The 13,348-nt window shown below is 65.3% G+C and carries 10 protein-coding genes and 1 pseudogene; 8 read left to right on the top strand and 3 right to left on the bottom strand.

All coding sequences use genetic code 11. From position 1 onward, the window contains the following. Positions 1–84: 84 nt before the first annotated feature. Together dnaN and dnaA are read right to left on the bottom strand one after the other, a co-directional pair. A complete protein-coding gene (gene dnaN / locus BM342_RS00990) occupies positions 85–1,233 on the bottom strand; it encodes a DNA polymerase III subunit beta (RefSeq protein ID WP_092966341.1) in 1,149 nt (382 codons plus the stop codon). 483 nt (positions 1,234–1,716) lie between these two features. Then, on the bottom strand, positions 1,717–3,147 hold the full coding sequence (gene dnaA, locus BM342_RS00985; RefSeq protein ID WP_092963680.1) for a chromosomal replication initiator protein DnaA: 1,431 nt from the start codon (positions 3,145–3,147) through the stop codon (positions 1,717–1,719). Between the two features lie 439 nt (positions 3,148–3,586). Here dnaA and rpmH point away from each other — a divergent pair, with 439 nt between their 5' ends. From rpmH to BM342_RS00945, 8 genes and pseudogenes are all read left to right on the top strand, one after another. Next, positions 3,587–3,724, top strand: a complete 138-nt coding sequence (gene rpmH / locus BM342_RS00980; protein WP_022889115.1) for a 50S ribosomal protein L34 — start codon at positions 3,587–3,589, stop codon at positions 3,722–3,724. A gap of 8 nt (positions 3,725–3,732) precedes the next feature. Then, complete coding sequence (gene rnpA / locus BM342_RS00975) at positions 3,733–4,176, top strand: ribonuclease P protein component (protein WP_092963679.1); 444 nt, start codon at positions 3,733–3,735, stop codon at positions 4,174–4,176. Then, a pseudogene (gene yidD, locus BM342_RS20110) lies at positions 4,169–4,459 on the top strand (membrane protein insertion efficiency factor YidD); the annotation flags it as partial. The gene rnpA and the pseudogene yidD, both read left to right, overlap by 8 nt. A 180-nt stretch (positions 4,460–4,639) precedes the next feature. Beyond that, entirely contained in the window at positions 4,640–5,593 is a 954-nt protein-coding gene (gene yidC / locus BM342_RS00965; RefSeq protein ID WP_092963676.1) for a membrane protein insertase YidC, read from the top strand. 2 nt (positions 5,594–5,595) lie between these two features. Next, the gene (locus BM342_RS00960; RefSeq protein ID WP_092963674.1) at positions 5,596–6,093 is read left to right on the top strand and encodes a Jag family protein; all 498 of its coding nucleotides are present in this window, start codon (positions 5,596–5,598) and stop codon (positions 6,091–6,093) included. 17 nt (positions 6,094–6,110) lie between these two features. Further along, entirely contained in the window at positions 6,111–6,788 is a 678-nt protein-coding gene (gene rsmG / locus BM342_RS00955; RefSeq protein ID WP_177232003.1) for a 16S rRNA (guanine(527)-N(7))-methyltransferase RsmG, read from the top strand. A gap of 3,590 nt (positions 6,789–10,378) precedes the next feature. Next, on the top strand, positions 10,379–11,263 hold the full coding sequence (locus BM342_RS20105) for a ParA family protein (RefSeq protein ID WP_304528493.1): 885 nt from the start codon (positions 10,379–10,381) through the stop codon (positions 11,261–11,263). Continuing rightward, positions 11,263–12,246: a ParB/RepB/Spo0J family partition protein gene (locus BM342_RS00945; protein ID WP_092963670.1), complete on the top strand. Its 984-nt coding sequence runs from the start codon at positions 11,263–11,265 to the stop codon at positions 12,244–12,246. Before BM342_RS20105 ends, BM342_RS00945 begins: the two co-directional genes overlap by 1 nt. Positions 12,247–12,366: 120 nt before the next feature. On the opposite strand, the gene BM342_RS00940 is transcribed toward BM342_RS00945, so the two are convergent. Continuing rightward, on the bottom strand, positions 12,367–13,341 hold the full coding sequence (locus BM342_RS00940) for a D-alanine--D-alanine ligase family protein (RefSeq protein ID WP_092963668.1): 975 nt from the start codon (positions 13,339–13,341) through the stop codon (positions 12,367–12,369). Between the last annotated feature and the right edge of the window lie 7 nt (positions 13,342–13,348).

Here is a 13,348-nt window from a genome sequence, read left to right as displayed (position 1 = left end):
ATCGCGAGTGCGCCTGCCACCGGCATCCGTCATCGACATGGTTCGAATCCCGATGCCTCATGACGGTTGCCGGGCGGAAGCGACTCAGCGCAGCAGCAGGTTCGGCTGCAGCAGGTATCGGTAGGTGTCGGCGCCGGCCTGCTCGCGCGAGGTCTGGCTCGTGATGAGCACCGGACCGGGCTTGTTGGGATTCTCGGTCTTCGTGAACGAGATGCGCACGAACTCGGAGTTGACGGCACCGAGTCCGTCGAGCAGGAACTGCGGCTTCAGCGAGACGATGGTGTCGTCGCCCGTGAGGATCGCGTCGATGCTCTCTTGGGCCTGGGCCTGCTCGCTGCCGATCGCCTCGAGCGTGAGTCCGTCGGCCGTGAAGGTGAACCGCAGGGCGGCCTCGCGCTCGAGCACGAGGGCGACGCGCCGGGTCGCCTCGATGAGCTCGCCGGTGTTCATGACCGCGTAGTTGTCGACCGTCTCGGGGAAGAGCCGGCGCACGGGCGGGAAGTTGCCTTTGATGAGCAGGCTCGTCACGGTCTTCTTGTCGGCGCTGAACGCGATGAGCTCGCGGTCGTCGCGGCTCGTGATCGAAACCGAGATCGTGCCCGAATGGCCGAAGGTCTTGCCGACCTCCTGCAGGGTGCGGGCCGGCACCAGGGCGGTGACCGTCTCTTCGGAGGCGACGGTGCCGCCGTCCCAGTCGATCTCGCGCACGGCGACGCGGTAGCGGTCGGTCGCGACGAGTCCGAGGTTGTTCTCGCGCACCTCGAGCTGCACGCCGGTGATGACCGGGGTCACGTCGTCGCGCGATGCGGCGACCGCGACCTGCGCGACGGCGGCCGCGAACTCCTCTGCAGGGACGACGCCGGACTGCTCGCCGATCTCGGGGATCGAGGGGTACTCCTCGACCGGCATCGAGAGCAGCGTGAAGTTGGCCGAACCGCAACTCACCGTGATGCGCGATTCCTCGGTCGCGATGCGCACGGGGGCGTTCGGGAGGCGGCCCGCGATCTCCGCGAGCAGTCGGCCCGAGACGAGCACGGTGCCGGGCTCCTCGACGTCGGCCTGGATCTCGGTCTGCGACGACACCTCGTAGTCGAAGGACGAGAGGACGAGACCGTCGTCGTTCGCCTGGATGAGCACGCCGGACAGGATCGGGAGCGTGGTGCGCTGGGGCAGCAGCTTGACGGCGAACGATACGGCTTCGCTGAAGACGTCGCGATTGACCTGGAACTTCACGGTTCTCCCGTCGTGGAGGTGCTGGGTGGCTCCCATGCTATCCGCAGGGCGCGGGCGGACGCCGAGTGATTCCGCCGAGGGGTGCGCGGAGCGCCCGACGACCGCACATGTTGTGGAGCCCTTCGGGATTAACCAGTTCTCTTAACGGTGTTAACCGTTGTGGAAACTGTGGATGGTGTTCGGAGATGCCCGGAACCGTGCCGATCGGAGGCCATCGCATCTGTGCACGGTGTGTGGATTCAGGGGCCGAGCCGGTTCGTGATTTCTGCACGACGTCTGCAGTTCTCCACAGGCCTGTGCGAAAGGTTCACAGTGTTCAGGCGGTTGCTCGTTAACAATCCACAAGCTGTCCACAGGTGGGGAATCCGCGATCGGATGCCGCGGCCGGGCGCATTTCGGGCGTGTCCGGCCGTGTCGAGGAGCTCTCGAAGGGTCGACGGACACCGTCGGCGTGGGTGGTCGACGCCGTGCCGCGACATCCGATCAGCGGTATCGGCTCGTCTGCTTGATGCGCGCGGTCAGCTCCGTGACCTGGTTGTAGATCGACCGGCGCTCCTTCATGAGCTCGGAGATCTTCTTGTTCGCGTACATCACCGTGGTGTGGTCGCGGTTGCCGAACAGCTGCCCGATCTTCGGCAGCGACAGGCTCGTGAGCTCACGGCACAGGTACATCGCGATCTGCCGTGCCGTCGCAACGGCCTGCGAGCGGCTCGAGCCGTAGAGGTCGTCGACCGTGAGCTTGAAGTAGTCGGCGGTCGCGGTGATGATGTCGACCGGCGCCACCACGTTGTCCGCGTCGTCGGTGATGAGGTCCTTCAGCACCGTCTGCACCAGGGGCATGTCGACGGGCGTGCGGTTCAGGCTCGCGAACGCCGTCACGCGGATCAGGGTGCCTTCGAGCTCGCGGATGTTGCTCGACACCTTCGACGCCATGTACTCGAGGATCTCGTCGGGCACCTGCAGGCGTTCGGACTGCGCCTTCTTGCGGAGGATCGCGATGCGGGTCTCGAGGTCGGGCGCCTGCACGTCGGTGATGAGGCCCCACTCGAAGCGGCTTCGCATGCGGTCCTCGAAGCCGGTGAGGTGCTTGGGCGGCACGTCGCTCGTGATCACGACCTGCTTGTTGTGGTCGTGCAGCGTGTTGAAGGTGTGGAAGAACGCCTCCTGCGTCTCCGCCTTGCCCTGGAGGAACTGGATGTCGTCGATGAGCAGGATGTCGATGTTGCGGTAGCGCTGCTGGAACAGCGAACCGCGGTTGTTGGCGATCGAGTTGATGAAGTCGTTCGTGAACTCCTCGGAACTCACGTACCGAACCCGGATGCCGGGATACAGGCTCATCGCGTAGTGGCCGATGGCGTGCAGCAGGTGGGTCTTGCCGAGGCCGGAGTCGCCGTAGATGAAGAGCGGGTTGTATGCCTTCGCCGGCGCCTCGGCCACGGCGACCGCCGCGGCGTGCGCGAACCGGTTGGACTGGCCGATGACGAAGCTCTCGAAGGCGTACTTCGGGTTCAGCCGGGTGTCGCCCGGCCGGTCGGGGCTGGTGTTCTCGAACACGGACTGCGGTGAGGCCGGCAGGTCGACGCGGTCCTGGACCGCGGTCAGCGTCGCAGGCGAGAGCGGTTCTGGCTCAGGCGCACGGGTCTCCTCGAGTTCGGGATTCACGACGACGTAGAACGAGGTCACGGGGGCCGGATCGACGATCACGCTCATGGCCGACAGGAGCGACACGCGCATGCGCTGGTTCAGCATGGTCGCCGTGAAGTCGTTCGGCACCTCGAGGTAGAACGTGCCGCCGGCGATGCCCTTCGGCTCGACCAGGCTGAGGAAGCCCTGCAGCATCGGCGTGATCGCTGCGTCCTCGGAGAGTCGATCGAGCACGGATGCCCACGTGTCCCCGACGGGCTGTTCGGTCATCTTTCCCCGCAATCTCGGTGCTCTCGTCAATCCGCTCGTCGTCCCCCCGGACGACGGAGCGAGCGGCGCGAGGCGAAGTATTCACAGTGTTATCCACTGGCTGTGGGGAGATTCTGGGCGAAGCCCGTGATTCCGCGCCCGAGGCTGGGGATAACTGGTCTCAAACGGTAGCGAAAGTCGGGCCTGTGGACAAATGCCGGTCGAGGGATTCGGCGTTCCCGGCGTGTCTATCCACAGGCATTCCGAAGGATCGCGCGATACTCTTTCGTTTGCGCTACGCCGATTCGATTACCGCCCGGTTTGACCATGTGGCCTCGAGGCCGTAGTTTTAATCAGTTGACCCCAGCCCGCTTGGGCACCCAGTTTTCCCGTCACCGCCCGGTTCGGCTCACGCCGACCGTCCTGTGAGACGCGGAGATCCGAAAGTCGGAGAAGAAGAATGAGCAAGCGTACGTTCCAGCCGAACAACCGTCGTCGCGCCAAGAAGCACGGCTTCCGCCTTCGCATGCGCACCCGCGCCGGCCGTGCCATCCTCTCGGCACGTCGCGCCAAGGGTCGCACCGAACTCTCCGCATAAGTCGTTCGGTGCTCGCCAAGGGCAATCGCATCACGAGTGCCGATGACTATCGAGTCGTCGTGCGCCGTGGTGCGAAGGTGGCGACCCCGCATACGGTGAGTTACGTCCGATCGCGCGTCGCTGACAGCGACGCGCGATTCGGCTTCATCGTGTCGAAGAAGGTCGGCACCGCGGTGCGTCGCAATCGTGTGCGCCGCCGCCTCAAGGCGTTGAGCCGTGAAGCGCTGCTCGCCGGCGCGCGCGATGTCGACGTGGTGGTGCGCGCCCTTCCTGGAGCGGCCGAGGTGACTTGGCCCCAACTCCGGTCCGAGGTGCTCACCGCGCTGGCTCGTCGTCACGTGATCGAGATGTCTCGACTCGAGTCGTCGCTTCCCGTCACCGGATCGGGCATGCCAGGTGGCACGCCGACGGTGACGCCCACGCCCGCTTCGAAGGCGGTGCACGATGCGTGACGCCGTGCTCTTCATCGGACTCGTCCCCCGCAATCTCGGAGTCCTGCTCCTTCGCGGATACCGGGCCGCGATCTCGCCGCTCTACGGCGACGTGTGTCGGTACTACCCCTCGTGTTCCGCGTACGGACTCGGATCCGTCCAGCAACGCGGACTCCTCATCGGAAGCGCCCTCACTGCGTGGCGCATCCTGCGCTGCAACCCCTGGACCGCCGGCGGCATCGATGACGTCCGGCCGCCCGCGCATGATCGCTACCGAACGACGACGTTCGGCTGGGTCGTGCCGAAGGGCATGTTCCCCAAGGCCGAAGCGGATGCCGCGGCGGCACGCTTCGCGCACGAGCAGGCGCATCTCGCCGCTGCCGTAGATGCGTCAGGCATCGACTCCCCCACACTTCACCCGCTCGATGCTGAGCCGGTGCTCACGGTCTCCCCCGCACTGTCCCGAAAGGACTGACCCGCAGCAATGGATATCATCAGCCTGCTTCTGTGGCCCATCAAATGGGTCATCGAGCTGATCCTCGTCGCGTTCCACTCGCTGTGGACCTTCACCGGGCTCGACCCCGATGCCGGCCTCACCTGGATCCTGTCGATCGTCGGCCTCGTCATCGTGGTGCGTGCCGCGCTGATCCCGATCTTCGTGCGCCAGATCAAGAGCCAGCGCCGCATGCTCGAGGTCGCGCCGCAGCTGAAGAAGATCCAGGAGAAGTACAAGGGCAAGAAGGACCAGTTCTCTCGCGAGGCGATGTCTCGCGAGACCATGGACCTCTACAAGAAGACGGGCACCAACCCGCTCTCGTCCTGCCTCCCCCTGCTTCTGCAGATGCCGATCTTCTTCGGTCTCTTCTCGGTGCTCAACGACGCGCAGCACGACAAGGCCGGCGTGGGCGTGTTCACGCAGGAACTCGCGAACTCCTTCGCGAACTCCGAGTTCCTCGGTGCTCCCCTCAAGGGCACGTTCATCGGCGCGATGAACGGCGAGTACCCCTGGCAGGTCATGGTCATCGCGGCCACGATGATCGTCCTGATGACCGCTTCGCAGTTCATCACGCAGCTGCAGATCGTGTCGAAGAACATGTCGCCCGAGACCAAGGCGAGCCCGATGTTCCGTCAGCAGCGCATCATGCTCTACCTGCTCCCCCTCGTGTTCGCGTTCTCGGGTGTCGCGTTCCCCATCGGCGTCATGTTCTACTGGCTCGTCTCGAACTTCTGGACCATGGGCCAGCAGTTCCTCGTCATCCGCAACATGCCGACTCCGGGCAGCGAGGCTGCCAAGGCCCGCGAGGCCCGCCTCGCCAAGCGCGGCAAGCTCGTGGTCGAAGACCAGGAATCGACGACCATCGTCATCGAAGAGAAGAAGACGACGCAGCGTCAGCAGCCCGTGGGCAAGAACCGCGCGAAGAAGCAGGGTGGAAAGTGACCATGACCGACGTCCAACACGTGAATGACGAGCGCACCGTTCCGCAGCTCGAAGAAGAGGGCGACATCGCCGCGGACTACATCGAGGAACTCCTCGACATCTGCGATCTCGACGGCGACATCGACATCGATGCCCGCAACGGCCGCGCCTACATCTCGGTGAACGCCGGCGACGGTGCGAACCTGAACCTGCTCTCGAAGCCCGAGACCGTGACCGCGCTGCAGGAACTCACGCGTCTTGCGGTGCAGACGAAGACCGGAGCATTCTCCCGCCTCATCCTCGACATCGGCGGTTCGCGCGATGCACGTCGCGATGAGCTCGCACGCCTGGTCGATCGCGCGGTCGAGCGCATCGAGGCGGGCTCGGCGGAAGCATCACTCCCCCCGATGTCCTCGTACGAGCGCAAGCTCGTGCACGATCTCGTCGGCGAGCGTGGTTTCCACTCCGCCTCGCGGGGTGAAGGCGCTGATCGTCACACCGTGATCACGCGCACGGCCTGATCGTTTCACGTGAAACGATGACCTCAGATCAGACGACCCCGGAGCGGGGCGAAGATTCGACGATCGCGACGCTCGAGGTCGAGCCCGCCTCCGCGGCCGCAGTCTTCGGCGACCACCTCGAACTCGGCCGCCGATTCACCGACTCCCTCGCCCGCCACGGCGAGGAGTTGGGCCTCATCGGGCCGCTCGAACTCCCCCGTCTCTGGACGCGGCACATCGTGAATTCAGGACTGGTCGCTCCCCTGCTGCGGCCCGGACGAGTTGCGGATGTCGGTTCGGGTGCTGGCCTCCCCGGCATCGTGCTTGCGATCATCCGGCCCGATGTCTCGTTCACGCTGATCGAGCCCATGGAACGCCGGGTCGATTGGCTGTCACGTCAGGTCAGCGAACTCGGACTCGAGAACGTGGTCGTCGAGCGCGCTCGCGCTGAAGATTCAGGCTTCAAGCACCAGTTCGATCAGGTCACCGCCCGTGCGGTGAGTGCGCTGCGCACCCTGGTTCCCGTGACCGCTCCCCTGCTCAAGCCCGGCGGGGAGTTCGTGCTCCTCAAGGGCGCCGGAGTCGCAGGCGAGATCGGGGCCGCCGACAAGGTGTTCCGCAAGTATCGCGTCATCGACCCCGAGGTGTTGGAGCTCGGCGGCGATCACGGTACCGAGATCACCCGCGTCTTTCGCGCTCGGGTCACCAGCGGCTGAAGCCGACTCGACCGAGCCAGTCTCCCTTCGGGCGGCGCACCAGTTGGTGCGCCGCCCGAAGTCGTTTCACCCACCGTTCGGCGTATCAGTAGCGAGCGCCCGGACCCGCGCCTTGGGATCCGTGCTCTGAACGCCAGGTCGATGATCGGCACGGTGCATTGGTCGCGATTTTCAAGGCTTCGCCATTTCGAGTTCGGGAGGCATCGGCTGTCGGACGACCCCGCGCGTGGATCATGCCGGAGTTCTGAGAGAGATCCAATCGGCATGAACGCCTGCCTGGTCTGTGTGTGGCGGTGGTCCCGGGCTCCAAGTGATGAGTTGTTTGCGCTGCGCACCACCTCTGCGACGACCAATGGGTCGACCGAATTGCGCGCGCCGACCCGCAAATCGGAGGGACGGCCTGGATGTCTCGTCTGGTCGAGCCGAGCAACATGGTCGTGCGATCGAGCCGAGCACTTGCCGGTACGCGAGGTTCAGGCTGGTGCGATCATGGTTCTGGCTCGCACGGAGCCTTCATGCATGGGTCTTGGCCGACGCGACCATACTGCCTTCGTGTTGAGGGCAGCTCTCGACGCTCGACACTGGCACTGCTGCACCGACGGGCGCCCACGTGTGGAGTGGGTTCGCGTCGCTTGGAGCCGCGGGCAATCAGCGGCGATCCGGTGCCCGTCGCTCGGTGGGCTGCTTCGGCTTCGAGGCTGGTCTTCAGCAGGCCGTTCGACGGGTTCAGCCGTCGATTCCCCTCCGCGCCGTTGAGCGCCGTCTTGCTCGCCTCGCTTTGCTGGGCGTGGGCGTGGTCGTGGGCTTGGGTGTCCGCCGCGCGCTGGCCTGCTCTGCTCGGCGGGGCTTCGCCCACCCTGGCGTGCTCGTTCCAACCGATCGCCACTGCCGGATGTACTCAGGACGACAACCTGCTTGCATCGGACCGCATCCTCGTGCCGGTCTGCCTTCCTCTGGCAGTACGGCCAATCGCGGGTTCACCGTGAGGGTTCGACACCAACGAAAGAGACATTCGCCGCATCTGATGTTTCACGTGAAACGCAGTCGGGTGTTGCGTGAGGGATATTGGCGCGACACGGCGGCGATGCGGCTGCATGCACGTGCTCTGCCCTCCACTCACTGAACGCGCTCGATACGTTGACGTCGATGAGTTGTCGTGGTTGCCGCCGCCGCTCCAACTGCAGATGTGGGCAACACGTCCGGGGATCATCGCACACCACGTTCGTCGTCACAGCTCGACCCAAGGCGAACAAGGAGAGATGGAGTCCGTCCCCAGTCGCTTGAGGCTGGGTGGTGGCTTCGGTCTCGTTCCAGGGGCCGAGGCGAGCTGCGGCGAGTGGGGATCGACTCGAGCGCGGTGCAAGAGCGAGCTACGCCAAGCTGCTCGGTGGGACACTCGGCCGACTGGGCCGGAAGCGTGCGCGCGTCGGCGGTCCGCAACACGTGGTCGCTTGAACGGAGGGCCGCAGGCGACAAGGCGAGATGCGCTGTTCGTGCCATGACAGCTACGACTGGGAGCGCCGTCGTCCTCTGCGTGTGGACAGGTGGTCACCCTGGCCGACGGAATGCGTTTGTAGGTCTTGTAGGTCTTGTAGGTCTTGTAGGTCTCGTAGGTCTCGTAGGTCTCGTGGTCTCGTGGTCTCGTAGGTCTCGTAGGTCTCGTGGTCTCGTAGGTCTCGTGGTCTCGTGGTCTCGTAGGTCTCGTAGGTCTCGTAGGTCTCGTAGGTCTCGTAGGGCTGTAGGGCTGTAGGGCTGTAGGGCTGTAGGGCTGTAGGTCTGTAGGGCTGTAGGGCTGTAGGTCTCGTAGGTCTCGTAGGGCTGTAGGGCTGTAGGGCTGTAGGGCTGTAGGGCTGTAGGGCTGTAGGGCTTGTAGGGCCAGGCTGCGAGCACTCTGGCGCCTGCTAGGCGCGCACCTCGCTGGCGACCACGGTGTCCTTGACGCTCACTCCCCTGAACCGAGCGAGCATCCAATGAACCGATGGAGCCGTGCGCCAAGGGAGCCATGCATCGACCGGCGACGCACTGACGGACGATGCGCTGACGGGCGGAGGCGCCGGCGAGTCGAAACGTCCGGCGAGCCGGCGACCCGGCGAGCCAACGAACCGGCGAGCCGACAAACCGACGAGCCGACAAATCTGTTTGGACGACGATTCTGTATGGATAGGACAGCCAAGGTGCCGGTGTCGGTGCGCCCGGAGTTTGCGATGAGGCCGGCTCGTTTCACGTGAAACGGAAGGTTGTATCGACGCATCGCACTCGACCCGCACCACAGAGCCATCCGTTCGTCTCGGGGCCTTGAAGGTGCGAATCCGCCGCGATCCGTCGATCGACGTCGGTGCTGACAGTTAAGCTTGACTCTGTCTGGCGCCTCGGCAACGAGGGTCTGGCAGGGTGGGGCACCGGGTCGTGGGGAATGACGGATCAGGTTTGGAGAGTTCGGCATGGCGCAGGGCGGAGGACGCGGATGGTTCCATCGGCGTCGACCGCAGCCAGAGCCGGTCTCCCAGAATGAACCAATCACGCCTCGAACGAACTCGGATCAACCTGTGCCGCAACCCCTGGACTCATCCCCTCCATCGAGTCCGACCGACGTGACAGGGGCCGCCCCCTGGACGGTCACCTCACCGCCCGCCGCCGCACCTTCCACTCAAGCGACGCCCGTCTGGCAGCGACAGCCCGATGCGACCCCACCTTCGCGCGACAGCGTTGCGCCGAGTGTCGGCCCTGCGCTTGCAGTCCCGTCAGCGCACGACCGCGACTCGACAGCTCCGGCGGCACCCGCGGTTGGAACCGCAACGGGGCCCACTGACTCCGCTGCGGACGAGCCGACGGAACCCGCCTCGCAGCGACGACGTGAAGCCTCGTATGACTGGGATGCGGCCACGGCTGCCGCGTTCGCTGATTCCGATGTGCCGGTGCAGTCGGCGCCGGTCTCCGTTCCACATTCCACCAGCGAACCGGACCGCCTGCTCGAGGACATCATCCGCGAGATCGTTGGTGACGCCGCAGTCGAGACGGTCAGCTCGCTTCATTCCGCCCGCGCTGCGGCGGACTCAACTCCGGCGGTGGCCCGCAGCGCAGCGACAGTCGAGTACGTCGAGCTCAGCACGACACTCCCCCCCACTGCCCCGACCGCAGTCACAGTGGAGACCAACACCGAGCAGCGCGACGAGAGCGCACTGGTCGATGAGTCGCTCATCGAGTCCACTCCCAACGCCACCGAATCTGAGTCCTCTGTCGTCGGCGATCAGAGGCAGCCCGCGCCCTTCCCTGGTTCTGGGCCTGTCGAGACTACCCTTGTTGACGCCAGTTCCGTGGACGCCAGTTCCGTGGACACCAGCCCCGTGGACGAAGACGCCATCGTCCCTGAGGCACTCGATGTCACACCGAACGCTCTGGTCGTCGACGTTTCACGTGAAACGACTGACGAACTTCACGACCCTGAGGTCGACCCGCAGACTCTGGGCGGCGCACTCGTCGACCCTCACTCACCACTCGCGCCTGTGCCGGCAGTCCTGCTGCCGCAGTCACAGGGCACGCATGCACCGGGCGTTTCACGTGAAACGCCTTCCGAATACGGAGGAACTCCCCTGGCTGACCAGATTGCCGACGAGACTCGTCGGCGCATCGCTCTCGAAACCGCGGTGCTGCCGCTGCCGGCGAATACGCGTGTCTTCACGATCTCGAACCAGAAGGGCGGAGTCGGCAAGACGACCACGGCGGTGAACCTGGCTGCAGCACTCGCCCGGTCGGGAGCGCACGTGCTCGTGGTCGACCTCGACCCCCAAGGCAATGCCTCGACAGCCTTGGGCGTCGATCACCGTTCGGATCAGAAGAGCGTGTACGAAGTGCTGGTCGCCGATCTCGAACTCGCCGAGGTCGTTCGACCGTCGACCGAACACGAACGCCTCGATTGCGTGCCGGCCACCATCCATCTCGCCGGAGCCGAGATCGAACTCGTTTCACTCGTTGCCCGCGAGCAGCGCTTGCGTCGCGCGATCGACAAGCACCTCGCGCAGATGAGCCGTCCGTACGACTACGTCTTCATCGACTGTCCGCCGTCGCTCGGCCTGCTGACGATCAACGCCTTCGTCGCAGCCCGTGAGGTTCTGATCCCGATCCAGTGCGAGTACTACGCGCTCGAGGGTCTGTCGCAGTTGCTCAGCAACATCGAGCTGATCGAGAAGCACCTGAATCCTGAGCTGCGACTCTCGACCATCCTCTTGACGATGTACGACTCGAGGACGAATCTGGCGCAGCAGGTGGCGCAGGAAGTGCGCGACCACTTCCCCGAGCAGACACTCGAGACGATCATCCCCCGCTCAGTGCGTGTCTCCGAGGCGCCGAGCTACGGCCAGAGCGTCATCAGCTACGACTACTCATCATCTGGGTCACTGTCGTACCGTGAGGCCGCCGCGGAGATCGCCCAGCGAGCGGCGATCGCGGCACTCGAAGCGCAGAAGGAAGGAATCTGATGGCCACGAAGCGAACTGGTCTCGGGCGGGGCATCGGGGCGCTCATTCCCTCCAGCGACACTCAGGAAGGGGCCGCGCGACCGGTCGATGTCTTCTTCCCGGGTGCCGATGCAGCCCCCGTGGCATCTGTTGCCGTGATCGAGCAGGCTGTCGAATCCGAACTGCTCGCTGTTCCCGGGGCTCACCTCGCCCGACTGAACCCCGAAGACATCGTTCCCAACGCGGTGCAGCCGAGAAGTGTGTTCGATCCCGACGACCTCGCGGAGCTCGTGCACTCCGTGCGCGAGTTCGGCGTGCTCCAGCCGATCGTCGTGCGGCCCCACCCCGACCTGGCAGGCAAGTACGAGCTCGTCATGGGCGAGCGCCGACTTCGGGCCACCAAGGCAGCCGGCCTCGACTCGATCCCCGCGGTCGTCAAGGACACTGCGAACGAGGACATGCTTCGCGATGCCCTCCTCGAGAATCTGCACCGCTCGCAGCTCAATCCGCTCGAAGAGGCATCCGCGTATCAGCAACTCCTCGCGGACTTCGGCATCACCCAAGAGGAGCTCGCGACGCGCATCGGTCGGTCGCGTCCTCAGATCTCCAACACCCTCCGGCTCCTGAAGCTCCCCGAGCCGGTGCAACTTCGAGTCGCAGCAGGCGTCTTGAGCGCGGGTCACGCCCGGGCGATCCTGGCGACCGGCGGCGACACCACGACCATGCAGCGTTTCGCAGACAAGATCGTGAACGAGGAACTTTCCGTTCGAGCGGCCGAAGCCGCCGCGACGACGCAGGCTCCGACTGCGCCGCGCATCAAGCCGGCCGCCGGCAAGCGACAGGACTTTCTCGATGACTTGGCCACACGCATGGGCGATCGACTCAACACGCGTGTCAGGATCGCGCTCGGTGCGCGAAAAGGCCAGATCAGCATCGATTTCGCCACAGTGCAGGACCTCCGCCGGATTCTCACGGATCTGGGCGAGGAGCTCGATGGCGTGTGACTCGAGTTCGCGCTCAGGATCGTTCCTGACGAACTGAAATCAACGAGAAATGGCACCCGATCTGAACCGATCGGGTGCCATTCTCCTTAGCGCGGGAGTTCCGTGCGCGGCTCAGTCGACTCAGACGTTCGCGGTCCGCACGGCCCGAGCGGCAGCCACGTGAACGAGACCGGAGTACGTCGTCGCGGCATCGGTACCGGACGCCTCGATCGCGAGCGGAACGAGCGAGGTCTCCGTCAGCCCCGGCAGCACGTTCGCTTCGAGGAACCACGGCACACCCGCTGCGTCGACGATGAAGTCGACGCGTGAGATGTCGCGAAGGCCGAGCGTGAGATGGGCATGGATCGCGGCCGCGGCGACGGTCTCGATGGCAGCAGGGTCGAGGCGTGAAGGCGCGTAGAACGTGGTCTCCCCCGCGTTGTACCTCGCCTGGAAACTGTAGATCCCGTTGGTGGGCTGGATCTCGACGGGGGTGAGTGCGACTGGCCCATCGCCGGTGTCGACGACACCGACTGCGATCTCGGTGCCGACGATGCGACGCTCGATCACCACGATGTCGGCGTACGTGAAGGCATCGACCATGGCGCGGGGCAGGTCGTTCGGATCGGTGACGATGCTCACACCCTGTGCCGATCCGCCCATCGCGGGCTTCACGACCAGATCGCCGGGAAGGGCCTCGCGGACGACGCGAAGGACGCCCGACGCTCCGAGCTCTCGGAACGACTCGTGCGAGAGCACGATCGAAGCCGGTACCGAAGCGCCGGATGCTCCGATGAGCGAGCTCGCGATGGGCTTGGACCAGGCGCGCCGCGCCGCGGCGGCGTTCGATCCGACGGTCGGGATGCCGATGGCATCGAGGAGCCCGAGCAGGGATCCGTCTTCGCCGCTCGAGCCGTGCAGGGCGGGGAAGACCACGTCGGGGCGCTCGCTCGCGAGGAAGGGCAACAGGCCGGCATCCGGATCGCGAAGCACGACACGGTGGCCGGCAGCCGCGAGGGCGTCGGCGACCCGGCGACCCGACCGAAGAGAGACATCTCGCTCGTGGGAGATGCCACCTGCGAGGACGACGACGTACAGACCGCTGGAATCACTCATGATCTGG

It is taken from the genome of Agromyces sp. CF514, assembly GCF_900113185.1.
Taxonomy (GTDB): Bacteria; Actinomycetota; Actinomycetes; order Actinomycetales; family Microbacteriaceae; genus Agromyces.
The sequence above is the reverse complement of the archived record's forward strand: the minus strand, read 5'-3'. Positions and strand labels throughout refer to the sequence as shown.

What these genes read in the sequence shown, in the direction of transcription:
- dnaA (WP_092963680.1), bottom strand. Translation starts at nt 3,147, where the DNA reads ATGACCGAACAGCCCGTCGGGGACACGTGGGCATCCGTGCTCGATCGA.
- rpmH (WP_022889115.1), top strand. Translation starts at nt 3,587, where the DNA reads ATGAGCAAGCGTACGTTCCAGCCGAACAACCGTCGTCGCGCCAAGAAG.
- yidC (WP_092963676.1), top strand. Translation starts at nt 4,640, where the DNA reads ATGGATATCATCAGCCTGCTTCTGTGGCCCATCAAATGGGTCATCGAG.
- BM342_RS00960 (WP_092963674.1), top strand. Translation starts at nt 5,596, where the DNA reads ATGACCGACGTCCAACACGTGAATGACGAGCGCACCGTTCCGCAGCTC.
- rsmG (WP_177232003.1), top strand. Translation starts at nt 6,111, where the DNA reads ATGACCTCAGATCAGACGACCCCGGAGCGGGGCGAAGATTCGACGATC.
- BM342_RS00945 (WP_092963670.1), top strand. Translation starts at nt 11,263, where the DNA reads ATGGCCACGAAGCGAACTGGTCTCGGGCGGGGCATCGGGGCGCTCATT.
- BM342_RS00940 (WP_092963668.1), bottom strand. Translation starts at nt 13,341, where the DNA reads ATGAGTGATTCCAGCGGTCTGTACGTCGTCGTCCTCGCAGGTGGCATC.